Genomic DNA, 25,540 nt, shown 5'->3' with positions numbered 1-25,540 from the left:
CCTGCGCCTATGTCATTGTTCCGTCACTGTTCATTCGTTGCAGCTTGCGTCGTGGACGGCCTAACGTCGGAAACCATGCCGGACGTCACGGTGGTGCTGCCCTGTCTCAACGAGGCGTCGTCGCTACCGGGGGTCCTTGCCGCCATGCCCGATGGCTACCGGCCGCTGGTGGTCGACAACAACAGCACCGACGGCACCGCGGACGTCGCGCGCAGGCACGGCGCCGAGGTGGTCGCCGAGCAGCGGCCCGGCTACGGGTCTGCGGTGCACGCGGGGGTGGTGGCAGCCACGACGCCGATCGTGGCGGTCATCGACGCCGACGGCTCCCTCGACGCTCGCCAGTTGCCGGCCCTGGTGGACGAACTCGACCGCGGCGCCGATCTGGCCATCGGTCGCCGCCGCGCCGTCGCCGGGTTGCGCTGGCCATGGCATGCGCGCCTCGGCACAGCGGCGGTGTGCTGGCGGCTGCGTAGCCGCTATGGGCTCGCCGTTCACGACATCGCGCCGATGCGGGTGGTCCGCCGCGACGCGCTGCTGGCGCTGGGGGTCACCGATCGCAGGTCCGGCTATCCGCTGGAACTGCTGGTCCGCGCGGCGCAAGCCGGTTGGCGGGTGGTGGAACGCGACGTCGCATACGGCCCGCGCACCGGAGGCAAGTCAAAGGTCAGCGGTTCGATACGCGGGAGTTTCATTGCTGCACTTGACTTCTGGCGCGTGATCTCGTGATCCCGGTCGTCGTGCTTGTGGTGGCCAAGGCGCCCGTGCCGGGCCAGGCCAAGACCAGGTTGGCGGCCACCGTGGGAGACCGCGCAGCGGCGGACATCGCCGCGGCGGCATTGCTGGATACGCTGGACGCAGTGGTCGCGGCGCCGGTCGCCGCGCGGGTGGCGGCGCTGACCGGCGACCTCGACAGCGCCAGCGCAGGAGCCGAAATCCGTTCGCGCCTCGCCGATTTCACGGTGGTGCCGCAGCGCGGTGCGGACTTCGCGGCCAGGTTGGCCAACGGGCACGCCGATGCCGCGGCCGCGACCAACGGCCTGCCCGTGCTGCAAATCGGCATGGACACCCCGCAGGTGACCGGTGAACTGCTGGCCGAGTGCGCGCGTGAACTGCTGGCCGCCGACGCGGTGCTCGGCCTGGCGCGCGACGGCGGTTGGTGGATTCTCGGCGTCACCGATGCCGGTGCCGCCGATTGCCTGCGCACGATTCCGATGTCGCGATCGGACACCGGCGCGGTAACGCTGGCCGCGCTCTCCGACACGGTCGCGGATGTGAAGATCCTTCCGACGCTGGCCGATGTCGACACCGTCGACGACATCGAGGCCGTCCGCACCCGATGCGCGCCGGACAGTCGGTTCGCACGCGCGACCGCGGGGGTCAGCCATGCTCGGTAACCTCTACGACCGCGCCCTCGACGGCGAGCGCTGCTGGCTTCGACACGACGACGGCCGCCTCGATCGGCTGCCGGTGCGCAGGTGGCTTGGCGGCCGGAACGCCGATGCGCATTTCGACCGAACGCTGGTCGGGATGTGCAGCGGCCCGACGATCGACTTGGGTTGCGGCCCAGGGCGTTTGGTTGCCAATCTGGTGCAGCGGGGAGTGCCCGCGCTCGGGGTGGACCAGTCAGCCACCGCGGTCACCCTGGCGCGCCGCAGCGGTGCGCCAGCCCTGCGCCGCGACGTGTTCGACCCGTTGCCAGGTGCCGGGCGGTGGCACACCGTGCTGCTGGCCGACGGCAATGTCGGCCTTGGCGGTGACCCGTGGCGGATCCTGCGGCGGGCGGGCGAACTGCTGCGCCAGGGCGGACGCTGTCTTGCCGAATTCGATTCAGCCGTCGAGGGGATTCACACCGGATGGGTTCGGCTCGAGTCGGCGCGTGCGATCGGCCCGTGGTTTCAGTGGGCGTCGGTAGGTATCGACTGCGCAACGCGACTCGCCGACGACGTGGGTCTCACGGTCGCGGGCATCCACCCGATCGGCCGCCGCGTGGTGGCCAGCCTGGCGGCGGGACCCGGTCGAGTGGCCACCTGAGGCGAAAATGCGTGCCATAACAGGCCACTCGACTCCGAGCGGCACTCAACTGGTCATACCAGCGAACATCCCGGGCTGGTAGTCGCCTGCCGGATTCCGCACGATCACGTTCAGCCGGTTGGCCGCATTGATCAGCGCGACCAGGCAGACCAGCGCCGCAATCTGATCGTCGTCGTAGTGCTCACGCACCTGCGCCCAGGTCGCGTCGGACACCCCCTCATGAGCATCGGCGAGCCGGGTGCCCTCCTCGGCCAACGCCAGCGCCGCGCGTTCGGCATCGGTGAACACGATCGCCTCACGCCACGCCGCAACCAAGTTCAGCCGCACCGCATCTTCACCGGCCGCCGACGCCTCCTTGGTGTGCATGTCGACGCAGACGGCGCAGCCGTTGATCTGACTCGCCCGCAGGCTGACCAACTCCTGGGTGGCCTTCGGCAGCGTCGACTGGTCGAGCACCAGGCTGGCGTTGACGAACCGCTTGGCGAACTTGGTGGCCACCTCGTTGTTCATCAGATCGATTCGGGCGTCCATTGCTTCCTCCTCTGTCGTGGTGCACATCAGATGCCGACGGCCCGTCGTTTGTGACATCCTCAGCCGATGTCACAAATCGGTGCCGGCCGGTGTCTTGTGGACATGTCCGACATCGCAACCCAGGCGTTCCTGGCGCATCGCAACCTGCTCTTCACCGCCGCTTACGAGTTGCTGGGTTCGGCCGCCGACGCCGAAGACGTGCTGCAGGAGACCTGGCTGCGATGGGTGGATGTGGACCTCGACTCGGTCCGCGATCAGCGCGCGTACCTGGTCCGCATCGCCACTCGTCAGGCGCTGGGCCGGTTGCGGACGCTGGGCCGCCGCAAGGAGGCCTACGTCGGGCCCTGGCTACCAGAGCCACTGCTAACCACGCCCGATGTCGCCGAGGACGTCGAATTGGCCGACAGCGTGTCGATGGCGATGTTGTTGGTGATGGAGACGTTGACGCCGACCGAACGCGCGGTGTTCCTGCTGCGCGAGGTGTTCGAGTTGGATTACGACGAGATCGCCGACGCCGTCGACAAGACTCCGGCCGCGGTCCGCCAGATCGCCCACCGCGCGCGGTCACACGTCGCCGCGCGCAGGCCGCGCGGTGTCGTCAGCTCCGTCGAAACCCGGGATGCGCTCGCCGCGTTCCAGCGAGCGATCGAAACCGGCGATCTGCAGGGTCTGGTCGACATCCTCGCTCCCGACGTGGTGATGTTGAGCGACGGCGGCGGGGTCAAACAGGCGGTGCAGCGGCCGATCCGGGGCGCGCACCGGGTGGCGCGCCTTCTGGGTATGGGCCTGCCGAGGATCGTCGGCGAGGTGTCCGTCGAACCGGTGCAGATCAACGGCGGGCCCGCGCTGATCATCCGGATCGACGGCCAGATCGACAACGTGGTCGCGGTGCGCATCGACGACGGCCTCGTCTCGGGGCTCTACATCGTGCGCAATCCCGAGAAGCTGTCGTACCTGAACCGCGAAACCGCGCTGCGCCGTTGACTACCAGTTCGTCAGGATGAAGTGGTTGAGCAGCAACGCGCCGATGACATTGAGGGCCAGCCACCAACGCTGTGACCGCGACGGCAGCAAGGAGCCCGCCGCGGTGAGCCAAACCATGAACGGCAGCCAAATACGTTCGGTCTCAGCCTTACTCAGCATCGACAGGTCCGCGCACACGATCGACAACAGCGCGCCGAGCACCACCAGGTGCAACCCCGAGCGGCGCTTGATCGCCGCGATGTCGAACACCCTGCCGATGCCGGCGACGCTGCCGAGGCCGATCGCACACACCACCGACGCCAGGTTCGCCCACGACCAGTATTGGAATGGCCGGTCGTTCGCGATGCCCTGCCAATAACGATGCTGCACCAGCGTGTAACCGTCGAACCACCAGAATCCCGCCAGCGCGAACACCCCGACGACCGCCAGAGCGGCAAGCACCGCGGGCACCAGGGCCGCGACGGCCGACCGCCAATTCGCCGCTGCGATCAGCACGGCCACCGCTGGCAACGCCATCAAGCCGAGGCCGTAGTTGAGGAAGATGCCCCAGCCGAGCAACAGTCCCGAACCCACGGCGGCCAGCACGGGCCATCGCACCGTGCGCCGAACCGCCAACGCCAGCAGAGCGACACCCCAGGCCGCCACCCCCGCGAAGTAGCCGTCCGCCGACACCGCGATCCAGATGGCTGTCGGCGCGACCGCGACGAACGGTGCCGCCGACCTGGCCGTCGGTTCGTTCGCCAAACTGCGCAGCGCGACGACGATCGCGGCCGCGGCACTCGAGCCGACGAGCAGGCACAGCAGTCCCGCCCACGCGCCACCGCCCAGCCCGATGCGGTCGAGCCAGACGAATGTCAACAATGCGCCAGGCGGATGCCCCGACACGTGAGTGATCCACGAATTCGCTTGAAAGTCAGGGATTCTGCTCGCGAAGGTGCGCACCGCGTTCGGGATGTCGGTGATGGTGGGCACCTGGCGCAGGTACTCGTGCTGCGCGGCGAGGCGATGCGCGAAGCCGCGGTACCAACCGTCGATCATCGCCAGCGAGAACGCCCACGCGCACGAGGTGGCCCATGCGGCCCACGGCACAGCACGCCACGGCAGACGCGCTGCGACGGCCTGACCCCACAGCACTGCGGCGACGCCGATCACGATCGCAGGGCCGGTGCCCCACCCGATGTGCGCGTTCCACCACCCGAAGATCGGTGCGGTGTCGGCGAAGCTGTAGAACCGGGCGGGCGAGGCGCGGATCAGCGGCGTGACGATGCCCAGATGCAGATGTGGGACGACGAACGCCGCGACCACCAGGAGCGCGCCGACGGCGACTGCCACCGTCTCCTTGCGACCGATCCGCACGAAGGCCAGCCTATTCGGCGCAACCTGCAACTAATCTGACCATTCGATGACTACTGACGCGACGCCGCTCTTCGGCAGCACAGCCCTGGCCGAACGTATTGAACGTGTTGAGACGCAGATGATCACCACCGCGACCGAGTTCGCCGGGCAACGGGTGGGTGCGGCGGTGTTCGTGGTTCCGATCGCGGGCGGTGCGGCGTGCTACGCCGGGGAGGGCTCGCCGCTGAACAAGGTCGTCGGCCTCGGTTTCGGCGGAGCGCCGGACGGCGATGCGCTCGAGGCGATCGAGCACGAGTTCGCCGCGCGTGGCGCCGCGACCCGGGTCGAACTGACCAACCTCGCCGACCCCGCGATCGGCGCGGCCCTGACCGCCCGCGGCTATCAACTGGTGTCGTTCGAGAACGTGTTGGGCCGGTCGCTGGACGGCGACATGGAGACCGTCACGCCGCCTGGTGTCGAGGTCCGGCCGAGCGACGACCGTGCGGCGTGGCTCGAGGTCGTGATCGACGGCTTCGCCCACCCCGATGAAGAGGGCGTGCCCGCGCACGAGGACTTCCCCCGCGAGACCATCGAGAATGTGATCGGCGACACCGAACAAGCAGGCGCCAAACCGTATCTCGCGCGGCGCGACGGCGTGGTGGCCGGCGGTGCAAGCATGCGGATATCCGAGGGCATCGCGCAGTTGACCGGTGCCGCGACGTCACCCGCGCACCGCCGACGCGGCGTGCAGACCGCGCTGCTGGCCGCGCGACTGGCCGACGCCGCGCGCGCCGGCTGCGACATCGCCGTCGTCACCACCGCACCAGGGTCGAAGTCGCAACAGAACGTTGCGCGCAGGGGTTTTCATCTGCTCTACACGCGCGCGGTGCTGGTCAAGGGCTGATTCGTACTAACCGGTCCATAACGCGCGTACACTGAGGGAATGCCTCGACCTCGCAAGTTCGACGAAGGTGAAGTGATCGCCGCCGCACGCGACGAGTTCTGGTCGCGGGGGTACGCCGCGACGTCGGTCGACGACCTGACCTCGGCCACCGGTCTCGGCAAGGGGTCGCTGTACGGGGCGTTCGGCGACAAGCACGCGCTGTTCATGAGGACTCTCGACGACTACATCGGCACCGCGATGGACCGCGTTCGCGACGCACTGCGAGATCCCAGGTACAGCGCCTACGACCGACTGGTGCGGCACATTCGCGGGCAGGTCAAGGACATCAACGCTGACAAAATGCGGCGCGGCTGCATGATGGCCAAGAGCGCCGCCGAACTGAGCGCCACCGACGGCGTCGTGGAACATGCGATCGAAAGTGCTTATGCGACATGGGCGGCCGAGCTTGCCCGATGCATTGAAGAGGCCCAGCGCGACGGCGCCATCGACAAGAAGCAGGACCCCCAGGCGCTGGCCACCACCGTGCTGGCGTTCATGCGCGGCCAGGAGGCGCTGCACAAGGGCGGGGCCAAGCCCGCGGCGCTCAAGGCCGCCGCCGAGCAGATGATCTCGCTGCTGTCGGCGTAGCGGAACAGATCCCGCCCCCGTCGTGTCCTAGTTCTTGACTGTATAGTCCAGAATTAGGAAAGGGCAGGACAATGGCACTTCTCAAAGGCAAGGGCGTGGTCTTCACGGTGCAGAAGGCGTTGCCACTGCTCAACGAGGGCGGTTCGATCATCTTGAACTCGTCGAACACCCACGCCAAGGGTAGTGACGGTATCGGGGTATACGCAGCGATCAAGGCGGCATTGCGATCGTTGGCGCGGACTTGGGCAAGTGAGTTGCGGGACCGCAAGATTCGTGTGAACGTCGTCAGCCCGGGCGCCACCGAGACACCCGGCATCAACACGCTCGCGGAGATACTGTTTCCCGGCCCCGACGCGGTCAAGCAGTTCGAGGACTACCAGATCAGCGGCGTCCCGATGGCCCGGTTCGGCGCCCCGGAGGAAGTCGCGAACGCGGTGGTGTTCCTCGCCTCAGATCTGAGCAGTTTCACCACCGGCGCCGACATCCCCGTCGACGGCGGCATCAACCAGATCTAGTACAGCACCTTGCGGACGGCGTCCTCGCTGTAGCGCGCCTCGAGTTCTTCCAGGCTCCAGTCGTAGCGGATGGCCTTGGCCAGTTGCGCGACGCTGGGCACCGCGGTCGGATTCCACGTCGACGGGTCCCACACGTCAGAGCGCAGAAAAGCCTTGGCGCAGTGGAAGAACACCTCCTCGACACCGATCTCGAGGGCAAGGATCGGTCGTTTCCCCTTGACGGCCATCACATCGAAGTAGTCGGCATCGGAGAGGATGCGCGCGGAGCCGTTGATACGCAACGTGTCCCCGCGACCGGGGATCACGAACAAGGTGCCGACGTGTGGCTGCTGCAGCACGTTGAGGTAGCCGTCGACGCGCTTGTTCCCCGGCCGCTCGGGTATCGCGATCGTGTTGTCATCGATGACGTGCACGAAACCCAGTGGATCGCCCTTCGGCGAAACGTCGACGCGGCCCTGCGCATCGGTGGTCGCGACGAAGCCGAGCGGGGAGTGCGCCAGCCACTGGCGGTGTACCGGCGAGAGCCGGTCCTTCACCTTGTTGGCGACGTATTTGTCGGGCTCACCGACGATCGCGCGCAACTGGTCGGCGGTGGTCACTTCTCGGCGCATCAGCCCATCATCCCCCTGGGGTGAATCGCCCGGCGAGCCCCCGTCGGTCCACCTTCCCGATACCGCGGCGGGGCAACTCGTCGACGACGTGCACGTCTCGCGGCGCCGCCGTGGCGGACAGCGTGGACGCGACGTGTACGCGCAGGTCCGCCAGTGTCGGTGCGTCGGCATCGGGTACAACGACGATCGCGGCCGCCACCCGTTGGCCCAACCGGTCGTCGGGCACCCCGAACACCGCCGCCTCCGCGACAGCGGGATGCGTCGCCAGTGCGGCCTCCACCAACTGCGGCAGCACCGTCAACCCACCGGTGCTGATCGCGTCATCCACCCGGCCAAGAACCCGCAACACGCCCGAATCGTCAACGACGCCAATGTCATCGGTGCGAAACCAGCCTGGCTCTGCGAACGGATCCGGCTGCACCGGGTTGCGATAGCCCTTGGCAAGCGTCGCCCCGCCGAGCACCACCCGCCCGTCGTCGATGCGCACCCGCACCCCGTCGAGGGCCACGCCGTCGTACACGCATCCGCCCGCGGTTTCACTCATCCCGTACGTCCGCACCACCGAAATGCCTGCCGCCGAGGCTCTTTCGGCCACTCCAGCAGGCATCGGTCCACCGCCGATCAGAACCGCGTCCAGCGACGCGAGCGCCGCGGCAGCGTCGGGATCCCGCAGCGCCTTGTCCAACTGCGCCGCCACCAACGACGCATAGCGGCGGCCAGCGCCCAATGCGGCCACCGCAGAAACCAATTGGGCGACGTCGAACCCCGCGCGCACCGCGACCGGCGTCGTACCCGCTACCACACTGCGTATCAAGACCTGCAGGCCCGCGATGTGGTAGGCGGGCAGCGCCAGTAACCACGTCCCCGGCCCGCCCAACCGCCGATGGGTCGCATCGGCACTGGCTGTCAACGCGGCCGCGGTGAGCATCGCCCCCTTGGGCCTCCCCGTTGTGCCGGACGTCGACACCACCACCGCGACGTCGTCGTCGATCGGCTCACCAGCCCGCAAAGACGATGTCAGCAACGATGTTTGACGTTCGTCGTCGGCCGGCACCGGCAGCACACAGACCCGACAGGCGAGCGCGTCGGCCACCACAGGCAGCAGTGACAGCGCTGACTGGCCTGACGGGACGGCGACGGGGCGTAGCTCGGCTATCCGGACTCCTCGTCGTCGCGCGGTTCGTCCAGCGGCCAGCCCTTGGCGGCCAACCGATTTCGCACCCGCTCGACATCCTCGGGTGCAGGTAGCCCGTCGGTGATCTGGGCGATCAGCACGCCGATGTCGACGGGATCGAATTCGCCGCGAGTCGTCAGTTCTGCAGCGACCGTCTTCACCTCCTCGTCGGTCAACCGCCGCTTGAGGAGCGCGAACAGCGGGACCCGGTCCGGGCCAGGGACCCCTTCGGGATAGCCGGCGGTGATCCACGCCACAATCCTGGCGAGAAACCTGGTCACAGCGTCACCTCCCCACCACGGCCGCGACGGCCTGGAATCCCATGCCGGATCGATGGTAGTGCTCGGACCTGGCAGCACCACACGCCAACGGTCCGGGCTAGCTGGTGAACACTTGGTGAACACCTGTGCGAGCGTGGCAAAGTCACTGGTCAAACCGCGCGCGCTGGGCGGCGGGTCGTTAGGCAAATGCCAGCCTCGCACCGCAGAATTAGCGCCATGAGCGCAGAGACGATCATCTTGCTGCTGCTGATAGCAACAGCACTGGCGTTCGACTTCACCAATGGGTTCCACGACACGGGCAACGCCATGGCGACGTCGATTGCCACGGGCGCTCTCAAGCCGAAGACCGCCGTGCTGCTGGCGGGCGTCCTCAACCTCGTCGGCGCCTTCCTCTCGGTCGAGGTCGCTGTGACGGTGACCACTTCGGTGCTCAAGGTCCAGGACAGCAAGACCGGCCACCTGGTTCCGACGATCACACCGTCGATGGGTCTGACGATCATCTTCGCCGGCCTCATCGGCGGCATCCTGTGGAACCTGCTGACTTGGTTGTTCGGCATCCCGTCGAGTTCGTCGCACGCGCTGTTCGGTGGTCTGATCGGCGCAGGCCTCGCAGCACTCGGCACCGCGGGTGTGAACTGGGGCGGCATCACATCCAAGGTGCTCATTCCCGCGGTCGCCGCGCCGGTGATCGCCTGCGTCGTCGCCGCCGCAGGCACCTGGCTGGTCTATCGCATCACTCGCAACGTCATGGCCAAGCGCCGTGAACAAGGTTTCCGCTGGGGCCAGATCGCCACCGCGTCACTGGTTGCCCTGTCGCACGGCACCAACGACGCCCAGAAGACCATGGGCGTCATCGCGCTCGCCCTGATCACCACCGGCCATTTGACCGGCGACGTGAAAAAGGACGGCCTGCCGTTCTGGATCATCTTCAGCTGCGCTCTGGCCATCGGCCTCGGCACCTACATCGGTGGCTGGCGGGTGATCCGCACGCTCGGAAAGGGTCTCGTTGAGATCGAGTCACCGCAGGGCCTGGCCGCGGAAGCCTCGTCGGCGGCCATCATCCTGAGTTCCAGCGCCGCCGGGATGGCGCTGTCCACCACCCACGTCGCGACGGGCTCGATCCTGGGCGCCGGTGTCGGCAAGCCCGGCGCCGAGGTCCGTTGGGCGGTCGCGGGTCGGATGGTCGTCGCGTGGCTGATCACCCTGCCCGCCGCGGCTTTGGTTGGGGCACTTGCCTATTGGCTGTCCAGCGGAGTCGAATCGGTCACCGGATCGGACCTGGCAGGCGATGGGCTGATCTTCGTCATCCTGGTCGCGCTGTCCGGTTACATGTGGTGGCGGGCCCAGCAGCAGAAGGTCGACAGCCGCAACGTCAACGCCGACTGGGACGACACGACGAATTCCGTCGTGCCCGCCGAAGTGCGGGAGCCGTCGAAGGAAATCAAGCGCAAGGCCGGGGTCTGAGTCGATGTCCTATCTGGAAGCCATCACCAAGGTCCTCATCGTGGGGCTCATCCTCGGCGCCGGATTGCCCGCGGTGTTCGCGGCGGGCATGGTCGCCTTCTCGGCGGGCACAGGCGGAGAACATCCGGACGGCACCGTCAGCGCGCCCAACCGGGCGTTGAAATATCTCGGGCTGGCGTTGTTCACGCTCGTCGGTGCCGTGGTGGTCATCGCGATCCTGTGGATCACGAGGACGACGATCATCCACCACTTCGGTATCGACCCGTTTCCCATGCTGAGCAAGTGAGTTGGAGCTGATGACCCAGAACCGCAGTGTCATGGACAACGTGCTCGGGTGGCTTCACGACGGCTACCCCGAAGGCGTTCCGCAGAAGGACTACTTCCCGCTGCTGGCGCTGCTGAAGCGGTCGTTGACCGAAGAACAAGTCGTCAAGGCCGCACAGGCCATCCTGAAGGCCAACGACTCCGACACCGTCACCGAGGGCGAGATCCGCGACGCGGTGCATGCGGTGATCGAGAAGGAACCCAACCCGGAGGAGATCCACCAGGTCGCGGCGCGGTTGGCGTCGGTCGGGTGGCCGCTGGCCGCGCCCGCCGGCTGAGTTCAGCGTCGGGTGTCGCGTCGCAGCGGGTGATCCTCGGGCACCTGCACGAAGATCAGCCGCACCCCGTCGGGGTCGAGCACGTGCAGTTCGTGCAGCCCCCACGGTTCCTGTCGGGCCTCGCGGGCGATCTCGACGCCGCGGCCGATGAGTTCCTGTTCGGTGGCGTAGACGTCGCGGACCTGAAGCCACATCGTGCCGCCCGCACTCGGTGAGCCGTGGCCCGCGAGTTCGATCAGCGACTGGCCGGCGTAGAACACCGTGCCCGCACCGTAGTCGCGGGCGATCGCCAGACCGAGTCGGTCGCGGTAGAACTGCAGCGACATCTCGTAGTCGGCCGGCCGAATGAGCATCCGGCTGGCCAGGATCTCCATGGGGCCTGTCTATCACGTCGACTCAGCCGATCCGGCGCCCGACACCCGCCCAATACGGTTCCCGCAGCGTGCGCTTGAGCAGTTTGCCGCTCGCCGTGCGCGGCAGCGTCTCGACGAAGTCGACCGATTTGGGCAGCTTGAATCCTGCGAGTCGGGCGCGGGCGTAGCCGATGAGGTCGGCCGCGCTCACCGCGACGCCCGCGGCGGGCACGACCACGGCCTTGACCGCCTCGCCCCATCGTGGGTCGGGGACACCGATGACCGCCACGTCGGCCACGGCCGGATGGGTCATCAGCACGTTCTCGACTTCGGCGGGCGAGACGTTCTCACCGCCGGACACGATCATGTCCTTCACCCGGTCGCGCAGGAAGAGGTAGCCGTCGTCGTCGACGTAACCGGCGTCGCCGGTCTTCAGCCAGCCGTCGGAGGTGAGCGCGGCGGCCGTCGCATCGGGGTTGTTCCAGTAGCCGAGCATGTTCTGCGCCGACCGGGTCCACAACTCGCCGACGGTGCCGCAGGGCACGTCGACGCCTGTCTTGTCGACGATTCTGACGTCCACCCACGGATAGGGCTTGCCGCACGACCGCAACAGGTCCGGCCGGTGCACGGGGTCGTGATCGTCGAGTTGCGTTATGGAGCCGGTTGTTTCGGTCAACCCGTAGACCTGCAGGAGCGCGCAGCCGAACCGTTGCAGCCCCTTCACCAGCACGTCGTCGGTGATGGGCGATGCGCCGTAGACGATCGCCCGCACGCTGGAGAAGTCGGCGTCGTCGTGGGTGGCTAGAAGCATCTGGATCACCGCGGGCACCAACAGCATGTTGGTGATGCGGTGGCGCGCAACGGCATCGAGGATCGCGGGCGGATCGACGTCGCGCAGCACCACCGTCGGGCAGCCCTCGGCGAGGCCGACCAGAACCCATCCCGAACCTGCCATGTGGAACATCGGCATCACCGCGAGGCTGACACTGTCGGCGTCGAACCGCCACCGCTCTGCGATGCCGGTGGCCTTGCTGAAGTAGTTGGCGTTGCTCAGCATCACGCCCTTGGCCGGGCCGGTGGTGCCCGAGGTGTACATCAGAAACGCCACATCGCCGGATTCCGTTGTGACGCCGGGGTCTTCGGCGGGGCGATCGGCGATCCACCGCTCGAAGTCGGGCCAGCGCGGATGCTCACCGATCGCGATGATGCTGGCCGCCAGACGGTCCTCGATAACCTCGACGTGGCCGAAGAACTCCGCGCCGACGACCACGGCCTTCGCCTGCGCATCGTCGACGATGTGCAGCATCTCGGGTGGGGCCAAGCGCCAGTTCACCGGCACACCGATGGCGCCGAGTTTGGCAAGCCCGAACATCACGTCGAAGAACTCGGCGCCGTTCTTCTCGATGAACGCCACCCGGTCCCCGACGCCGACACCGGCAGCCGAAAAGGCTTGCGCTGCTCGATTACTGCGGGCGTCGAGTTCGGCGAAGGTGAGGCAGTGATCACCCACCACCAGCGCGACCGCATCGGGCCGCATGCGCGCGTGCACACGAACGATGTCGGCGATCGTGGTGACTGTCGGTGGCGGCATCGTCAGTCGGTCGGCTGTACTCGCTGCCGCTTCATGATCGCGTCAACAGCGTTGGGGGCGAAGCTGTTCACGGCGTGTGCGGTGACGGCCATCCGAGGAGCGATGCGCACCGGACGGGTGCGGGCGGCGGTGATCATCCAGTCCGCGGCCTCCGCGGAGCTCAGTCCGGGCAGGCCGTCGTACGCGCGGGTCGGCGCGATCATCGCCGTCTTCACCAGCGGGTAGTACAGCGTCGTGGAATGCACCCCCTTGTCGGCCCATTCGGTTTCGATGACGCGACTGACCGCCGACAGCGCGGCCTTGGAGGCGTTGTACACCGAGAACAGCGGCGACGACTCGCTGAGCACACCCCATGTCGACACGTTGATGATGTGCCCGTCGGCGCGGGTGATCATGCCGGGCGCGATGCCGCGGATCAGTCGCAGCGGCGAGTAGTAGTTCAGCGTCATCGTCCGCTCGACGTCGTGCCAGCGGTCCAGCGACTCGGCCAGCGGCCGGCGGATCGACCGACCGGCATTGTTGACCAAGATGTCCACCCCGCCGAGGTCCTGTTCGACCTTGGCGACCAGTTCGTCAACGGCGTCGAGGTCGGACAGGTCCACGGCATGCGCCTTCGCCTCGCCGCCCGCTTCGGTGATGCGGTCGACGAGCGCGTCGAGCAAGTCCTGCCTGCGCGCCACCACGACCACCCGCGCGCCCCGCCGGGCGAACTTCTCCGCCGCCGCCTCGCCGATGCCCGACGACGCGCCCGTCAGCAGCACGCGCTTACCGGTCAGGTCGATCGGGTTACGTCGACGGCGCAGTGCCTGCTCGGTCAACGCTGGTCGCATGCTGTTCAGCAGCAAACTCTCGGACAACCGGCGCAGCGGACTCTTGCTCACGGACCCCGAGTTTAGGTGGGCTATTTCGTCGGCCCGCGCGCACTCAGCGCGAGCAGGTCTCGTATCGGTTGATCAGCGCCTGTTCCGGTGGGATCGGCTTGTACACCAGCGGGTCGTGCCTGGTGCAGCCGCCGATGGTCACCGAAACCGGTCCGCGGGCTATTCCGAGGTCGCCGATGCGGCCGGAGGGCTCGTCGCTGGCTGTGTACAGGACGGGTGCAGGCAGCGTCGCGGCGATGGGCAGATGGCGCTGCGCCAATTGCAGGGCCACTGCGACGTCGCGTGAGCGTGTCGTCTCCTCGGAGATCCAGACCGGCGGGGCGTTGGGCCGGTTGATCTGCAGCCGGACGAAGTGGGGGATGGTCTGGTCGGCGTTGAGGCGGTTCCACACGTCGAGTTCGGCGGGCGTGGGCAGCCGTCGTGACGTCACGATCTGTGCGGGATGGTCCTTACCCGCGTTGAGCGTCCAGTCGATTCCGGCCAGAGGCGCAAACCGCTCGGCAAGGGCCCGCGCGGTGGCGGCGACGCCGGTGTAGTCGGCACCCCCGTTGAGGGTGATGGTGGCGTGGTTGGAGTGGCCGAACTCCTGGATCGGCATCTGACCGCCCGGATGCTCGATGGTTGCCCGGAAAGTCACTGTGGCACCGGGGAATTCACGCCGCAGCGCCACCCATTCGTTCGCCTGCTGCACGATCTGGTCGGTGTTGACGATGGGCAGCCGCCCGTTGTCGACGGCGAAACGGTTCCAACCGTGCCGCACGTCCAATTCCGCGCGGTAGCCGGCGTACTTGCCGGTGCGAAGCTGCCGAAGATACCTGGCGGTGATCATCTTGAGTTGCTCGCCGGTGACATTCTCGGCGACGTCGAGGTAAACGGTGAAGTAGATCAGGCCCTGCGGTCTGCTGTCGGCGAAGTCGAAGCTGGCATGGACGACGCCGGGCATCTCGCGTAACCGGTCGGTGAACGACGCGACGTCGGCGCGGCGGTCGGGCGGGGTAGTGCCGCAGGCGGCCAGCAGGACGGCGAGCAGCGCGACGACCCCGGCGAGCAGGCGGTGGCGGTGCGCAGTGAACATCGGCGCCGAGTGTAGGTCGAGTCGCTGTCGGTGAGCATCCGGCCATGCCTGCGTCGAATTCGACAAGATTCTGCGTAGCGGACTATAGTTCTGCTCGTTCGTGGAGGGGAGTATTCCTCGCGCGGCACCGTCGTCATCACGGAAGGCCCATGGCCGACCCGGCGGTGTCGGTCCCGGCCAAGGCCGCGGACGGAAGAGACCTCCGGACTGTTGCTTCATGCCGTCCGGAGGTCGACTGTGGTTTCTGTTGTCTCGCCGCTGGTTTGGATCGTCACCGTGGTGGCGTTGCTCGCGATCATCGTGCTCGATCTGACCGTGATCGCCCGCAGACAGCGCACGGTCACCACCGCCGATGCCGTCCGCTGGGTGCTCGTCTACGTCGGATTGGCCGCGGTGTTCGCCGCAGGGCTGTTCATCTTCTTACCGGGCCCCGCGGGCCAGCAGTTCGTCGCGGGCTACATCACCGAGTACAGCCTCAGCGTCGACAACCTGTTTGTCTTCATGATCATCATGGCCCGCTTCGGCGTGCCTGCGCTGGCGCAGGACAAGGTGCTCTACATCGGGATCGTGCTGTCGCTGGTGTTCCGCGCGGTGTTCATCTTTGCCGGCGCGGCGGCGATCGCCGCAGCGAGTTGGGTGTTCTACATCCTCGGCGGTTTCCTGTTGTACACCGCGATCCAGTTGGCGTTGGAGGATCCCGATGAGGAACCGGACTTCCACAACAACGCCGCGCTGAAGTTCCTGCACCGGATCTTGCCGATCAGCGAGGACTACGACGGCAGGCGGTTACTCACACGCGAGGGCAAACGCCGCATGTTCACCCCGCTGGTCATCGTGATCGCGGCGATCGGTATGGCCAACGTCGTGTTCGCGCTCGACTCGATTCCGGCGATCTTCGGGTTGACCAGCGACGCATACATCATCTTCACGGCCAACGCGCTGGCCCTGATGGGGTTGCGGCAGCTGTACTTCCTGATCGAGGGGCTGCTGGAGAAGGTCGTGTACCTGAGCAAGGGGCTGGCCGTCATCCTCGGGTTCATCGGCGTGAAGCTCGTGATCGAGGCGCTGCACGGTTCGCATCTCGACGAGTTCGGCTCGTTCCACCTGCCTGAGATCGGCACGGTGACGTCGCTGCTGTTCATCGTCGCGACGCTGGCCGTCACGACGGTGCTCAGTGTGCTGAAGACGAACAGGGAGATCCGCCGCGCCGCCGAAGCCGAGTGATTTGCCCACGAATAGCCCCTAGAAGTAGCGGGGGAACGGCGTCCAATCCGGCTCGCGCTTCTCCAGGAACGCGTCGCGGCCCTCGACGGCCTCGTCGGTCATGTAGGCCAATCGCGTTGCCTCACCGGCGAACAGCTGCTGACCGACCAGCCCGTCGTCGGTCAGGTTGAACGCATACTTGAGCATCCGGATCGCCTGCGGCGACTTGCCGTTGATGGCCGAAGCCCATTGCAGGCCAATAGATTCCAGGTCAGCGTGGTCGACGACCTCGTTGACCGCGCCCATCGCGTGCATCTGCTCGGCGTCGTAGGGCCTGCCGAGGAAGAAGATCTCGCGGGCGAACTTCTGACCGACCTGCTTGGCCAGATACGCGCTGCCGTAACCGCCGTCGAAGCTGCCGACGTCGGCGTCGGTCTGCTTGAACCGGGCATGCTCGCGGCTGGCCAACGTCAGGTCGCACGTCACGTGCAGGCTGTGCCCGCCGCCGGCCGCCCATCCGTTGACCAGGCAGATGACCACCTTCGGCATGAAGCGGATCAGCCGCTGCACCTCGAGGATGTGCAGTCGGCCCGCGCGGGCCGGGTCGACCGTCTCCGCGGTCTCGCCGGAGGCGTACTGATAGCCGCTGCGGCCCCGGATGCGCTGATCGCCGCCGGAGCAGAACGCCCAGCCGCCGTCCCTGGGTGACGGGCCGTTGCCGGTCAGCAGGATCACGCCGACGTCCGACGACATCCTGGCGTGGTCGAGCACTCGATACAGTTCGTCGACGGTGTGCGGGCGGAACGCGTTGCGCACGTCCGGCCGGTCGAAGGCAACCCGCACCGTCGGCTGCGGCTTGCCGTCGACCACATGCCGGTGATAGGTGATGTCGGTCAGGTCGAAGCCGTCGACGGCCCGCCACAGGGACGGGTCAAATGGGTTGTCGCTCATGCGGACACGGGATCCAGCCGGAACACGGCCAGTCGACCGGCCAAAGCTTCGAACTCGTCGGGATTCGGACCGGTGACCAGGCCGGCGTTCTTGATGAAACCGACGCCGGAGGGCACTTCGATCGGAAACGCCCGCAGCAGCGGCCGTGCCTCGTCGGCTGACATCTCAACCATCTGGATGGTTTCCGCCCGCCTGCCCGCGTGCAGCGTGGCCGTGCCCGCGGCCCGCGCGTTGGCGGCCCAATCCGAGTCGGGCAGACCAGCCACCACGTAGCGCTTGCCGTCGACCATCATCGGAGTGACCGGCGTCGACCGCGGTATACCGGTCTTACGGCCAGGGACCGTCAACACGACGGGCCCGAAGCTCACACCGAGTCGCTGGATGCCGATCATCACCTTGTTTACGTACTTCAGCCACCACGGCAATGCGCTCTTGGACATGCCGCTAACGCTACTCAAGCGAGGTCGATGCGAACCACGGGCAGGCACGCCTCATCACCTGATATGACCGTGATATCACCGGCGACATCGAGTTCGCGAAGCGCCTCATGGCCCGGACAGCCCTTTTCCCGACCATGCGTGCCATCTGAAATTCGATATCACCGGCGATATCCCGGTCATACCGTCACACCGTGGTCGGCGACGGCCGTGCGCAGACCGTCGGTCCGTTGAGCCGTCGGCAGCGGGTCGACGAGACTGAACCGGCAGCCGATCGCGCGGGCGCCGCCGTCGGCCTCGTCGCTGTCGCCGACCATCACCGCGCGTTCGGCGTCGACACCGAGGCGGGCCAGCGCGGTTTGGAAGATCGCGGCGTCCGGTTTGACGGCGCCCACCTCGAAGGAGAGCACGAATTCGTCGACGAAGTCGGTGACGCCCAGCGCCGCGAACGCCGGTCGAACGTCGAACGCGATGTTCGACACGACGGCGGTCTTGATGCCCTGCCGGTGCAGGCCGGCGAGCACGTCGGCGGTGTCGGGGTACGGCGTCCAGTTCATCGGGTCGATCACCAGGCCGTAGAGCGCCTCGGCGTGGTGATCGGCGAGTCCGGATTCGCGCAGCACGTGCAAGTAGGCCTCGCGGTGCAGGTGTGGTGCGAGGTCGCGGTTGACCCACGCGTGGTATGCGTCGGGCGGCATGTCGACGTGCTGGCCGGTGGGTGCGGTCAGCCTGCGCATCAACTCGGCCTGTACATGACCGTCGATCTGGCGCTCGTCGACCTCGATGCCCGCGAACCAGCTGTCGTCCTCTTCGAGCCGAAACAGGGTGCCGGAGTAGTCGAACAGTACGGCGTCCACCCGGCCCATACTAACCACGGACCCGAGCCGCCTTGTCTTGCAATACTTCTCGTTCCCGCTCGTTGTCAGTCAGCGTGGCCGCGCGGGCGAACTCGTCGGCGGCCTCGGCGTTTCGGCCCAGCCGCGACAGCAACTCCCCGCGCACGCTGGGGAGCAGGTACGAGCCGTCCAGCCCCTCGATGCCGTCGACGATCTGCAAAGCGTCCGCAGGATTCGAGGCCATCGCCACCGCCACCGCGCGGTTGAGTTCGACCACCGGCGACGGCGCCACCTGACGCAGCCCGTCGTAGAGCAGCACTATGCGCGCCCAATCGGTGTCCGCCGCCGTCGGCGCGACGGCATGACATTCGGCAAGCGCAGCCTGCAGTGCATACGGACCCCACCCGGTTCCCTTGCGCTGCAACGTATCAGCCGCGCGCTCCAATGCGGCCACCCCACGCTGGATCTGCGCGCGGTCCCACCGGGCGCGGTTCTGGTCCTCCAGCAAGATCGGCTTGCCGTCAGCGTCGGTGCGGGCGGCGAACCGCGACGACTGGAACTCCATCAGCGACACCAGGCCGTGTACTTCGGCTTCGTCAGGGACCAGTGCGGCCAGCACCCTGCCGAGGCGCAGCGCCTCGTTGCACAACTCGTCGCGGATCCACCGCTGTCCGAACGACGCCGAATAACCCTCGTTGTAAATCAGGTAGATCACGGCCAACACCGCCGACAGCCGTCGCGGGTACTCCGACCGGTCCGGCACCTCGAACGGCACCTTCGCCGCGGTCAGCGTCTTCTTGGCGCGGGTGATGCGCGCGGCCACCGTCGTCGTCGAGGTCAGGAATGCGCGGGCGATCTCGTCGGTGCTCAGGCCGCCGACGACCCGCAGCGTCAACGCGATCTGGCCCTCGCGGGACAGCACCGGATGCGACGAGATGAAGATCAGCCGCAGCACGTCGTCGTCGATGCGGTCGGGATCCCACCCCTGGCAGACCTCGGTCTCCAGGTCGCGGGCCAGCACCGCGTATTTGGTGTCGAGGTTCTCCTGGCGGCGCCAGAGGTCGATCGCTTTGCGCTTGGCGACGGTGGTCAACCAGGCGCCCGCGTTGCGTGGCACCCCCGACGACGGCCACTGCTGCAGAGCGTCGACCAGGGCCTCCTGCGCCAGATCCTCGGCGAGACCGACGTCGCCTACCACCCGCGTCAGGGTCGCGACGATCTTGGCGGCCTCCATCCGCCACACCGCGTCGACGGTCTGGTGTAGATCCGGCACGTGCCCCATTGTGCCGACCGGGTCAGCCGCGCAGTGCGGCGGTGGCGTTCGCGAACATCGTCGACTTGATCGCCTGCAGGGTGCCGGGGTCCTTGCCCTTCAGCGGCGCAACCAGGTCGACGGCCGTCGAGACCACCTTGTCCTCGGACGCGGTCGCGGTCACCAAGCCGATCGCCTCGGCATCGGTGCCGCCGTACCGACGACCGGTCGTCATCGCATCGACCGCCGCCGCGGGTGTCAGCTTGGCCTGGATGAGCGCGGCCATGCCCGGTGTGAACGGAATGCGGATGTCCACCTCGGGGAAGCAGAAGAAGCCGCGGTCGACGCGCATCACGCGAAAGTCGTGCGCCATGGCCAGCATCGAACCGGCGCCGAAGGCGTGGCCGTTGACCGCGGCCACCGTGGGGACGGGTGCGACCAGCACGCGGGCGAGCAACCGCTGGACCTCGCCGACGTACCAGTCGCCTCGATCACTGTGAGCGCCAAGCCAATCCAAGTCCAAGCCGTTGGAGTAGAACTTGCCGTCGCCGGTGGTGACGAGCGCCTTGGCCTCGCCTGCGTCGACGCGGTCGAGGAAGCCGTTGACGGTGTCCAGCCATTCCGGCGAGAACCGGTTCTCGTCGTCGCCGAGATTCAAAACGGCGATGTCATCGGTGATTTCGAGATGTGCGGGCATCCTTTTCCTCCTTGAGGGACAAAATCGCCTCCACGGCGGCCGCGAGTCGGTGGCGGGTGGCGGTGGTCGGTGGCATGGGCCTGCGCAGCATCAGACCGGTCGGCAGGCCCACGACGCAGTCCTCGATCACCGCGACGGACGCGGCGTCCTTGCGATCCCACATCGCGACGGAAAGCCGGATCAGCATGTCGCGCAGGTCGCCCTGCAGCGCACGGAGTTCGGTCTGCACGTCTGGAGGCGCGTCGCCCATCACCTCGTCGCGCGTGATGGCCAGCCACAGCCGCGCCGACGCCGGGTACTGCTCGCTGAACACGGCGGGCGCGTCGGCGGCGGCGATGACGGCGCGCACGGGGTCGGCCTCGGCGTCGACGGCCTGCTTCTGCAGGGTCAGGAAGCGGCGGGCGGCACGCACCCAAGCGCGGCCGACAAGCCCGCCGCGGGAACCGAAGGCGTGATAGATGGCCCCGTTGGAGATGCCCGCCCGTTCCGACACCGCGCGGATGGTGACGGCGGTGAGGCCGCCCTCGACGGCGAGGTCCTCGGCCGCGTCGAGCATCGCGTCGCGGTCGTACACCTGCGGCCGGGGCATGAGCCCGAAGATAACAGAGCAGATGCTCTGTTATCAAATGGGTGCATGACACGCCGAGGCAAAACGGGCGCCGGCAACCACCGGGGGCGGACAGTAGTGCTATGGCACACCGGCTGGTCATCGCCTACCGCGAAGGGCGAAAGGCGTTCGGGCAGACGCTTCTCAACCCCTACGCGGGAATGGGCGACCGTGCCGTCGCGCGGATGTGGCGGCTCGGTTGGCAACGCGCAGCCGAGGAGAGTCGCGGCATCCCGCCCGAGGCCGAACGCATCGAACGGTTGCGCGCCGAGATCGACGCGCTGCTGGATTAGCCCTCTCCCGCGAGTGACCGTGTCTGCACGCCGACACGCCGCGTCTGTGCGTACAAAAGCGGTCGCTCGCCGAAAGAAACTCAGCCGACGGCGCGGTCGGCGCCAGCCCAGAACTGCGCGCGCACAGCCTTCTTGTCGGGCTTGCCCAGCGCGGTCACCGGCACCGAGTCGACGACGATCACCTGCTTCGGCGACTGCACCGAGCCCTTGCGCTCCTTCACCGCGGCCTGGATCTCGGCGGTCATCCGCGCGACGGCCTCATCGGAGCGGTCTGCGTCGGGCCGCAGCACGACCACCGCGGTCACGGCCTCGCCCCACTTCTCGTCGGGTGTGCCGATCACACACACCTGCGCGACCGAAGGATGCTCTGCGACAACGTCTTCCACCTCACGGGGGAACACGTTGAACCCGCCGGTGACGATCATGTCCTTGGTCCGGTCGACGATGTACCAGAAGCCGTCCTCGTCCTCGCGGGCCAGGTCGCCGGTGTGCATCCAGCCGTCGCGGAAAGTCTCCGCCGTCGCCTCCGGCTTGTTCCAGTAACCGCCCGACACCAGCGGACCGGACACACAGATCTCGCCGACTTCGCCCTGCGGCACCGGGTTTCCGTCACCATCCAGCAACGCGGTGCGGGCGAACACCGTCGGCCGCCCGCAGGACGTCAACCGCTTCTCGTCGTGGTCGCCCTTGGGCAGATAGGTGATCACCATCGGCGCCTCTGATTGCCCGTAATACTGAGCGAAGATCGGGCCGAACCGCCGGATGGCCTCGGCCAGCCGCACCGGGTTCATCGCCGAGGCGCCGTAGTACACGGTCTCCAACGACGACAGGTCGCGGGTGTGCGAATCCGGATGGTCCATCAGCGCGTAGATCATCGACGGCACCAGCATGGTCGCCGTGATCCGCTGCTCCTCAATGGTTTTCAGCACTTCGGCCGGATCGAACTTGGTGAGCACCACCAGCTGACCGCCTTTGATGATCGTCGGCACGAAGAACGCCGCGCCTGCGTGCGACAGCGGCGTGCACATCAAAAACTTCGGTCGTTCGGGCCATTCCCATTCGGCGAGCTGGATCGTCGTCATCGTGGTGATCGACTGCACCGTGCCGATCACGCCCTTGGGCTTGCCGGTCGTCCCGCCGGTGTAGGCCATCCCGCCGATGTGGTCCGGCGGAAGGTCGGCGGCCACCAGAGGTTTGGGCGTGTACTTCGCGGCCTCGGCGGTCAGGTCCACCGCGACGTCGGACAGCTCGGGCGGCACCCGGCCGATGGTCAGCACCTGCTTGAGCCCGGGCACCTTCTCCAGTAGGCCCTTGGCCCGCTCGACGAACATCGGATTCGGGTCGATGATCAGCGAGCTGACTCCGGCGTCGTTGAGCACATAGGCGTGGTCATCCAGCGACCCGAGAGGGTGTAGTGCGGTGCGGCGGTAGCCCTGGGTCTGGCCGGCGCCGAGGATCATCAGCACCTCGGGCCGGTTCAGCGACAGCAGCCCGGTCGCGACACCCGAACCCGCGCCAAGCGCCTCGAAGGCCTGAATGTACTGGCTGATGCGTTCGGCCAGCTGACCGCCGGTGAGCGTGGTATCACCGAGGAACAGCACCGGCTTGTCCCTGTTGCGCTTCAGCGCCCCGACGGTGAGGTGGCCCGAGTGGATGGGATAGCGCAGCAAGTCGTCCGACGAGCGCTCGCGCGAGGAGACATCAGCGTGGCTCATGCCTTCAGATTAGAACGTGTTACAGAAATGGTTTCAAGCGCCGCCCGGTGGGGCTTCCTTGAAAGCGTGACCGAGCAGCGCCTGCGGGCCGCGATCGTCGACCTCGCCAGAGCGCGAGGGCCGGCGAAGACCATCTGCCCGTCCGACGCGGCGCGCGCCGTCGGCGGCGACGACTGGCGCGACCTGATGGAGCAGGCCCGCGACGCCGCCAGGGCACTGGCCAGGTCCGGCGAGGTCGAGATCACCCAGCAGGGCGAGGTGCTCGACCCCGACGCGGACTGGCGCGGACCGATCCGGATCCGCGCCAGGTAGCCACCCAACCGCCGAAACGGCATTCCAGCACGCTGTTACTCGAACTTTCCGTGCTGGAATGCCGTTTCGGCGCAAGCCAACCTCAGCGGCCCGCGGCCTTGGCCGCCTGATCGGCGATCTTTTGCGCCAGGTCCGCGCGCCACTGGATCTCCTTTTGAATCCACGGGTTGTCCGGAGCGAACTCCTCGGCTTCGGACACTCGCCGCACCTCGAGCTTGACGCCTGGACCGAGCGGGCACTTGCGCGCCCATTGCTTGGCCTCTTCCTTCGACGACACGTCGATGATCCAGAACCCGTTGAACAATTCCTTGGCCTCGGTGTACGGGCCATCAGTGACCACCGGCGGGTCGGCGTCGAAGTCGACGACGAAACCCTCCTCAGGTCCGGTCAGGCCCTCACCGGCCAGCATCACACCGGCCTTGATGAGCTCCTCGTTGTAGCGGCCCATCGCCTCGATGATCTGGTCGAAGTCGATGTTCTGCTCGGCCATGGCCTGCTCGGCCTCGGGGGTGGACCGCATGATCAGCATGTAGCGCGACATTGGTTGTCTCCTTCTAGTCGGGAAGGGGCGCGTCTATCGTGCCCCTCGCACTGACGTCGAACGGGCACCGACCAGAATCGACACGGCGGCCGAAATTCCTCAAGTATTTTTTCGCGCACTGCGAGGATGTCCGCATGCCCACAGCTGACCTGGCCTTTCGCGGAACCGTGCTCACCGTCGACGAGCGCCAACCCACCGCGGAGGCGCTCGCGGTGGCCGACGGCCGCATCGTCGCGGTCGGCTCCAGCGCCGACATCGACAGCTGGATCGGCCCGGAAACGCAGACGCTCGACCTGGGCGACGGCTGCCTGATGCCTGGACTCGTTGAAGCCCACGGGCACCCGATGATGGAGGCGATCGTGCTGTCCGACCGGATGGTCGACATCCGGCCGGTCACGATGACGAAGGCCGACGACATCGTCGCCGCGATCCGCGCCGAGGTCGACAAGCGCGGCGAGGCCGGCGCCTACCTCAACGGGTGGGATCCGCTGCTACAACCGGGTCTACCGGAGCCGACGCTGGCCTGGCTCGACGACGTCGCGCCGAACTCGCCGCTGGTGATCGTCCACAATTCCGGGCACAAGGCGTTCTTCAACAGCGTCGCCGCCAAACACGCCGGCCTGACCCGCGACACCCCCGACCCGAAGGGTTCGCGCTACGGCCGCGACGCCAACGGCGACCTGGACGGCACCGCCGAAGAAACCGGCGCGGTGTTCAGCCTGCTGACCGGTGCGATCCAGCCGAGCGACTACCCGGCGATGCTGCACGCCGAACTGGCGCGACTCAACCGCGCCGGCCTGACCACGTGCTCCGAAATGGCGTTCGCACCCCCGTTCCGGCCGGTGCTGGAGCAGATGCACGACGCCCTCACCGTGCGCCTGCGGGTCTACGAGATATCCAACGCCGAGATGACGACGGATATGACGCCCGACAACGGCGACGATCTGGTCCGGCAGGTCGGCATCAAGATCTGGGTCGACGGCTCACCGTGGATCGGCAACATCGACCTGTCCTTCCCGTATCTGGACAGCGACGCCACCCGCGCCATCGGCGTCCCGCCGGGATCCTGCGGGCACGCCAACTACACCGGCGAGCAGTTGACCGAGATCGTGCACACGTACTTCCCCAAAGGCTGGCCGATGGCGTGCCATGTGCAGGGCGACGCAGGCGTCGACACGATCCTCGACGTCTACGAGGACACGCTCAAACGCTGGCCCCGCGACGACCACCGGTTGCGCCTCGAGCACGTCGGCGCGATCCGCGACGAACAACTGCAACGGGCGCACGACCTCGGCGTGACGTGCAGCATCTTCGTCGACCAGATCCACTACTGGGGCGACCTGATCGTCGACGGCCTGTTCGGCGCCGACCACGGAAGCCGTTGGATGCCATGCGGTTCCGCTCTCGCCACCGGGATGCGGATCTCGCTGCACAACGATCCGCCGGTCACCCCGGAGGAGCCGCTGCGCAACATCAGCGTCGCGGCCACCCGCATCGCGCCGAGCGGGCGCGTGATCGGACCCGAACAGCGGATCACCGTCGAGCAGGCCATCCGTGCGCAGACCCTCGATGCGGCATGGCAGTTGTTCGCCGACGACGTGATCGGCTCGCTGGAGGTCGGCAAGTACGCCGACATGGTGGTGCTGTCGGCCGATCCACGTGCGGTGCTGCCCGAGGACATCGCCGACCTGGAGGTGCGGGCGACCTATTTGGCGGGCAAGCAGGTTTACGGCTGAC

At 67.3% G+C, this 25,540-nt stretch carries 31 protein-coding genes; 14 read left to right on the top strand and 17 right to left on the bottom strand.

Annotation, left to right across the window (positions count from 1 at the left end; translation table 11 throughout):
* The first annotated feature begins 75 nt into the window (after positions 1-75).
* The 3 genes from A5724_RS24880 to A5724_RS24870 are packed head-to-tail and all read left to right on the top strand — an operon-like array spanning position 76 to position 2,031.
* Positions 76-726, top strand: a complete 651-nt coding sequence (locus A5724_RS24880; protein ID WP_156752441.1) for a glycosyltransferase family 2 protein — start codon at positions 76-78, stop codon at positions 724-726.
* On the top strand, positions 723-1,394 hold the full coding sequence (locus tag A5724_RS24875; RefSeq protein ID WP_067808607.1) for a DUF2064 domain-containing protein: 672 nt from the start codon (positions 723-725) through the stop codon (positions 1,392-1,394). The genes A5724_RS24880 and A5724_RS24875 overlap by 4 nt, the downstream gene beginning before the upstream one ends.
* Entirely contained in the window at positions 1,384-2,031 is a 648-nt protein-coding gene (locus A5724_RS24870) for a class I SAM-dependent methyltransferase (RefSeq protein ID WP_067808605.1), read from the top strand. The genes A5724_RS24875 and A5724_RS24870 overlap by 11 nt, the downstream gene beginning before the upstream one ends.
* A gap of 45 nt (positions 2,032-2,076) precedes the next feature.
* On the opposite strand, the gene A5724_RS24865 is transcribed toward A5724_RS24870, so the two are convergent.
* Positions 2,077-2,562: a carboxymuconolactone decarboxylase family protein gene (locus tag A5724_RS24865; RefSeq protein WP_067808603.1), complete on the bottom strand. Its 486-nt coding sequence runs from the start codon at positions 2,560-2,562 to the stop codon at positions 2,077-2,079.
* A gap of 102 nt (positions 2,563-2,664) precedes the next feature.
* Between A5724_RS24865 and A5724_RS24860 the strand changes: the two genes are divergently transcribed.
* Entirely contained in the window at positions 2,665-3,546 is an 882-nt protein-coding gene (locus tag A5724_RS24860; protein WP_232004971.1) for an RNA polymerase sigma-70 factor, read from the top strand.
* Here the strand turns inward: A5724_RS24860 and A5724_RS24855 are convergent, their stop codons facing one another.
* Positions 3,547-4,902 (bottom strand): hypothetical protein, encoded by a 1,356-nt coding sequence (locus A5724_RS24855; protein WP_067808806.1) that lies wholly within the window; start codon positions 4,900-4,902, stop codon positions 3,547-3,549.
* A gap of 46 nt (positions 4,903-4,948) precedes the next feature.
* On the opposite strand from A5724_RS24855, the gene A5724_RS24850 reads away from it, so the two are divergent.
* The 3 genes from A5724_RS24850 to A5724_RS24840 all read left to right on the top strand — a co-directional run bounded on the left by A5724_RS24850 (position 4,949) and on the right by A5724_RS24840 (position 6,927).
* A complete protein-coding gene (locus A5724_RS24850; protein ID WP_067808599.1) occupies positions 4,949-5,785 on the top strand; it encodes a GNAT family N-acetyltransferase in 837 nt (278 codons plus the stop codon).
* 39 nt (positions 5,786-5,824) lie between these two features.
* Entirely contained in the window at positions 5,825-6,412 is a 588-nt protein-coding gene (locus A5724_RS24845; protein ID WP_067808597.1) for a TetR/AcrR family transcriptional regulator, read from the top strand.
* Between the two features lie 71 nt (positions 6,413-6,483).
* Positions 6,484-6,927 (top strand): SDR family NAD(P)-dependent oxidoreductase, encoded by a 444-nt coding sequence (locus A5724_RS24840; protein ID WP_232004970.1) that lies wholly within the window; start codon positions 6,484-6,486, stop codon positions 6,925-6,927.
* Here A5724_RS24840 and A5724_RS24835 read toward each other — a convergent pair.
* From A5724_RS24835 to A5724_RS24825, 3 genes are read right to left on the bottom strand one after another with little or no spacing between them, the layout of a single operon-like run.
* Positions 6,924-7,538, bottom strand: coding sequence for a pyridoxamine 5'-phosphate oxidase family protein (locus tag A5724_RS24835; protein WP_067808595.1), 615 nt, complete (start codon positions 7,536-7,538; stop codon positions 6,924-6,926). The genes A5724_RS24840 and A5724_RS24835 overlap by 4 nt on opposite strands.
* 7 nt (positions 7,539-7,545) lie before the next feature.
* Positions 7,546-8,694: an o-succinylbenzoate--CoA ligase gene (menE, locus tag A5724_RS24830; protein WP_082965265.1), complete on the bottom strand. Its 1,149-nt coding sequence runs from the start codon at positions 8,692-8,694 to the stop codon at positions 7,546-7,548.
* Positions 8,691-8,993, bottom strand: a complete 303-nt coding sequence (locus tag A5724_RS24825; protein ID WP_067808802.1) for a DUF3349 domain-containing protein — start codon at positions 8,991-8,993, stop codon at positions 8,691-8,693. The genes menE and A5724_RS24825 overlap by 4 nt, the downstream gene beginning before the upstream one ends.
* A 216-nt stretch (positions 8,994-9,209) precedes the next feature.
* Between A5724_RS24825 and A5724_RS24820 the strand changes: the two genes are divergently transcribed.
* Genes A5724_RS24820 through A5724_RS24810 form a run of 3 tightly spaced genes read left to right on the top strand, consistent with a single transcriptional unit; the run spans position 9,210 to position 11,059 of the window.
* A complete protein-coding gene (locus A5724_RS24820) occupies positions 9,210-10,457 on the top strand; it encodes an inorganic phosphate transporter (protein WP_067808593.1) in 1,248 nt (415 codons plus the stop codon).
* A 4-nt stretch (positions 10,458-10,461) separates the two neighbouring features.
* Complete coding sequence (locus A5724_RS24815; RefSeq protein ID WP_067808591.1) at positions 10,462-10,743, top strand: hypothetical protein; 282 nt, start codon at positions 10,462-10,464, stop codon at positions 10,741-10,743.
* A 10-nt stretch (positions 10,744-10,753) separates the two neighbouring features.
* Entirely contained in the window at positions 10,754-11,059 is a 306-nt protein-coding gene (locus tag A5724_RS24810) for a DUF3349 domain-containing protein (protein WP_067808800.1), read from the top strand.
* A 2-nt stretch (positions 11,060-11,061) separates the two neighbouring features.
* Here A5724_RS24810 and A5724_RS24805 read toward each other — a convergent pair whose 3' ends face one another.
* The 4 genes from A5724_RS24805 to A5724_RS24790 are packed head-to-tail and all read right to left on the bottom strand — an operon-like array spanning position 11,062 to position 14,959.
* Positions 11,062-11,433, bottom strand: a complete 372-nt coding sequence (locus A5724_RS24805) for a VOC family protein (protein ID WP_067808589.1) — start codon at positions 11,431-11,433, stop codon at positions 11,062-11,064.
* 22 nt (positions 11,434-11,455) lie between these two features.
* On the bottom strand, positions 11,456-13,003 hold the full coding sequence (locus A5724_RS24800) for a long-chain-fatty-acid--CoA ligase (protein WP_067808587.1): 1,548 nt from the start codon (positions 13,001-13,003) through the stop codon (positions 11,456-11,458).
* Between the two features lie 2 nt (positions 13,004-13,005).
* Positions 13,006-13,884, bottom strand: a complete 879-nt coding sequence (locus tag A5724_RS24795; RefSeq protein ID WP_067808585.1) for an SDR family oxidoreductase — start codon at positions 13,882-13,884, stop codon at positions 13,006-13,008.
* Between the two features lie 43 nt (positions 13,885-13,927).
* On the bottom strand, positions 13,928-14,959 hold the full coding sequence (locus A5724_RS24790; RefSeq protein WP_067808582.1) for a hypothetical protein: 1,032 nt from the start codon (positions 14,957-14,959) through the stop codon (positions 13,928-13,930).
* A gap of 237 nt (positions 14,960-15,196) precedes the next feature.
* On the opposite strand from A5724_RS24790, the gene A5724_RS24785 reads away from it, so the two are divergent.
* Positions 15,197-16,183 (top strand): TerC/Alx family metal homeostasis membrane protein, encoded by a 987-nt coding sequence (locus A5724_RS24785; RefSeq protein WP_067808581.1) that lies wholly within the window; start codon positions 15,197-15,199, stop codon positions 16,181-16,183.
* Positions 16,184-16,201: 18 nt separating this feature from the next.
* Here A5724_RS24785 and A5724_RS24780 read toward each other — a convergent pair whose 3' ends face one another.
* From A5724_RS24780 to A5724_RS24755, 6 genes are all read right to left on the bottom strand, one after another.
* Positions 16,202-17,113, bottom strand: a complete 912-nt coding sequence (locus tag A5724_RS24780) for a 1,4-dihydroxy-2-naphthoyl-CoA synthase (RefSeq protein WP_067808578.1) — start codon at positions 17,111-17,113, stop codon at positions 16,202-16,204.
* A complete protein-coding gene (locus A5724_RS24775; protein WP_067808577.1) occupies positions 17,110-17,553 on the bottom strand; it encodes a nitroreductase/quinone reductase family protein in 444 nt (147 codons plus the stop codon). The genes A5724_RS24780 and A5724_RS24775 overlap by 4 nt, the downstream gene beginning before the upstream one ends.
* Positions 17,554-17,729: 176 nt before the next feature.
* On the bottom strand, positions 17,730-18,416 hold the full coding sequence (locus tag A5724_RS24770) for an HAD family hydrolase (protein ID WP_067808575.1): 687 nt from the start codon (positions 18,414-18,416) through the stop codon (positions 17,730-17,732).
* 1 nt (position 18,417) lies between these two features.
* On the bottom strand, positions 18,418-19,668 hold the full coding sequence (locus A5724_RS24765; RefSeq protein WP_067808573.1) for an RNA polymerase sigma factor: 1,251 nt from the start codon (positions 19,666-19,668) through the stop codon (positions 18,418-18,420).
* Between the two features lie 13 nt (positions 19,669-19,681).
* Positions 19,682-20,335 carry an enoyl-CoA hydratase-related protein gene (locus A5724_RS24760; protein ID WP_067808571.1) on the bottom strand — a complete coding sequence of 218 codons (654 nt, stop codon included), beginning with the start codon at positions 20,333-20,335 and terminating at the stop codon, positions 19,682-19,684.
* Entirely contained in the window at positions 20,307-20,924 is a 618-nt protein-coding gene (locus A5724_RS24755; RefSeq protein WP_067808569.1) for a TetR/AcrR family transcriptional regulator, read from the bottom strand. Before A5724_RS24755 ends, A5724_RS24760 begins: the two co-directional genes overlap by 29 nt.
* Before the next feature lie 101 nt (positions 20,925-21,025).
* On the opposite strand from A5724_RS24755, the gene A5724_RS24750 reads away from it, so the two are divergent.
* Positions 21,026-21,235: a hypothetical protein gene (locus tag A5724_RS24750; protein WP_067808567.1), complete on the top strand. Its 210-nt coding sequence runs from the start codon at positions 21,026-21,028 to the stop codon at positions 21,233-21,235.
* Between the two features lie 80 nt (positions 21,236-21,315).
* Here A5724_RS24750 and fadD8 read toward each other — a convergent pair whose 3' ends face one another.
* Complete coding sequence (gene fadD8 / locus A5724_RS24745; RefSeq protein WP_067808565.1) at positions 21,316-22,950, bottom strand: fatty-acid--CoA ligase FadD8; 1,635 nt, start codon at positions 22,948-22,950, stop codon at positions 21,316-21,318.
* A 66-nt stretch (positions 22,951-23,016) separates the two neighbouring features.
* On the opposite strand from fadD8, the gene A5724_RS24740 reads away from it, so the two are divergent.
* Positions 23,017-23,262 (top strand): DUF3253 domain-containing protein, encoded by a 246-nt coding sequence (locus A5724_RS24740; protein WP_232004969.1) that lies wholly within the window; start codon positions 23,017-23,019, stop codon positions 23,260-23,262.
* A gap of 82 nt (positions 23,263-23,344) precedes the next feature.
* Here A5724_RS24740 and A5724_RS24735 read toward each other — a convergent pair whose 3' ends face one another.
* Positions 23,345-23,803, bottom strand: coding sequence for a YciI family protein (locus tag A5724_RS24735; RefSeq protein ID WP_067808560.1), 459 nt, complete (start codon positions 23,801-23,803; stop codon positions 23,345-23,347).
* Between the two features lie 134 nt (positions 23,804-23,937).
* On the opposite strand from A5724_RS24735, the gene A5724_RS24730 reads away from it, so the two are divergent.
* A complete protein-coding gene (locus A5724_RS24730; RefSeq protein ID WP_067808798.1) occupies positions 23,938-25,539 on the top strand; it encodes an amidohydrolase in 1,602 nt (533 codons plus the stop codon).
* The last annotated feature ends 1 nt before the right edge of the window (position 25,540 follow it).

Origin of the sequence: Mycobacterium sp. ACS1612 (genome assembly GCF_001667505.1) — a bacterium.
Classification (GTDB): Bacteria; Actinomycetota; Actinomycetes; order Mycobacteriales; family Mycobacteriaceae; genus Mycobacterium.
The sequence above is the reverse complement of the archived record's forward strand: the minus strand, read 5'-3'. Positions and strand labels throughout refer to the sequence as shown.

Coding starts and splice junctions, on each gene's coding strand:
- A5724_RS24880 (WP_156752441.1), top strand. CDS start 76: ATGCCGGACGTCACGGTGGTGCTGCCCTGTCTCAACGAGGCGTCGTCG.
- A5724_RS24870 (WP_067808605.1), top strand. CDS start 1,384: ATGCTCGGTAACCTCTACGACCGCGCCCTCGACGGCGAGCGCTGCTGG.
- A5724_RS24865 (WP_067808603.1), bottom strand. CDS start 2,562: ATGGACGCCCGAATCGATCTGATGAACAACGAGGTGGCCACCAAGTTC.
- A5724_RS24860 (WP_232004971.1), top strand. CDS start 2,665: ATGTCCGACATCGCAACCCAGGCGTTCCTGGCGCATCGCAACCTGCTC.
- A5724_RS24850 (WP_067808599.1), top strand. CDS start 4,949: ATGACTACTGACGCGACGCCGCTCTTCGGCAGCACAGCCCTGGCCGAA.
- A5724_RS24845 (WP_067808597.1), top strand. CDS start 5,825: ATGCCTCGACCTCGCAAGTTCGACGAAGGTGAAGTGATCGCCGCCGCA.
- A5724_RS24840 (WP_232004970.1), top strand. CDS start 6,484: ATGGCACTTCTCAAAGGCAAGGGCGTGGTCTTCACGGTGCAGAAGGCG.
- A5724_RS24835 (WP_067808595.1), bottom strand. CDS start 7,538: ATGCGCCGAGAAGTGACCACCGCCGACCAGTTGCGCGCGATCGTCGGT.
- A5724_RS24820 (WP_067808593.1), top strand. CDS start 9,210: ATGAGCGCAGAGACGATCATCTTGCTGCTGCTGATAGCAACAGCACTG.
- A5724_RS24815 (WP_067808591.1), top strand. CDS start 10,462: ATGTCCTATCTGGAAGCCATCACCAAGGTCCTCATCGTGGGGCTCATC.
- A5724_RS24810 (WP_067808800.1), top strand. CDS start 10,754: ATGACCCAGAACCGCAGTGTCATGGACAACGTGCTCGGGTGGCTTCAC.
- A5724_RS24805 (WP_067808589.1), bottom strand. CDS start 11,433: ATGGAGATCCTGGCCAGCCGGATGCTCATTCGGCCGGCCGACTACGAG.
- A5724_RS24800 (WP_067808587.1), bottom strand. CDS start 13,003: ATGCCGCCACCGACAGTCACCACGATCGCCGACATCGTTCGTGTGCAC.
- A5724_RS24790 (WP_067808582.1), bottom strand. CDS start 14,959: ATGTTCACTGCGCACCGCCACCGCCTGCTCGCCGGGGTCGTCGCGCTG.
- A5724_RS24780 (WP_067808578.1), bottom strand. CDS start 17,113: ATGAGCGACAACCCATTTGACCCGTCCCTGTGGCGGGCCGTCGACGGC.
- A5724_RS24775 (WP_067808577.1), bottom strand. CDS start 17,553: ATGTCCAAGAGCGCATTGCCGTGGTGGCTGAAGTACGTAAACAAGGTG.
- A5724_RS24770 (WP_067808575.1), bottom strand. CDS start 18,416: ATGGGCCGGGTGGACGCCGTACTGTTCGACTACTCCGGCACCCTGTTT.
- A5724_RS24765 (WP_067808573.1), bottom strand. CDS start 19,668: ATGGGGCACGTGCCGGATCTACACCAGACCGTCGACGCGGTGTGGCGG.
- A5724_RS24760 (WP_067808571.1), bottom strand. CDS start 20,335: ATGCCCGCACATCTCGAAATCACCGATGACATCGCCGTTTTGAATCTC.
- A5724_RS24755 (WP_067808569.1), bottom strand. CDS start 20,924: ATGCCCCGGCCGCAGGTGTACGACCGCGACGCGATGCTCGACGCGGCC.
- A5724_RS24750 (WP_067808567.1), top strand. CDS start 21,026: ATGGCACACCGGCTGGTCATCGCCTACCGCGAAGGGCGAAAGGCGTTC.
- fadD8 (WP_067808565.1), bottom strand. CDS start 22,950: ATGAGCCACGCTGATGTCTCCTCGCGCGAGCGCTCGTCGGACGACTTG.
- A5724_RS24735 (WP_067808560.1), bottom strand. CDS start 23,803: ATGTCGCGCTACATGCTGATCATGCGGTCCACCCCCGAGGCCGAGCAG.
- A5724_RS24730 (WP_067808798.1), top strand. CDS start 23,938: ATGCCCACAGCTGACCTGGCCTTTCGCGGAACCGTGCTCACCGTCGAC.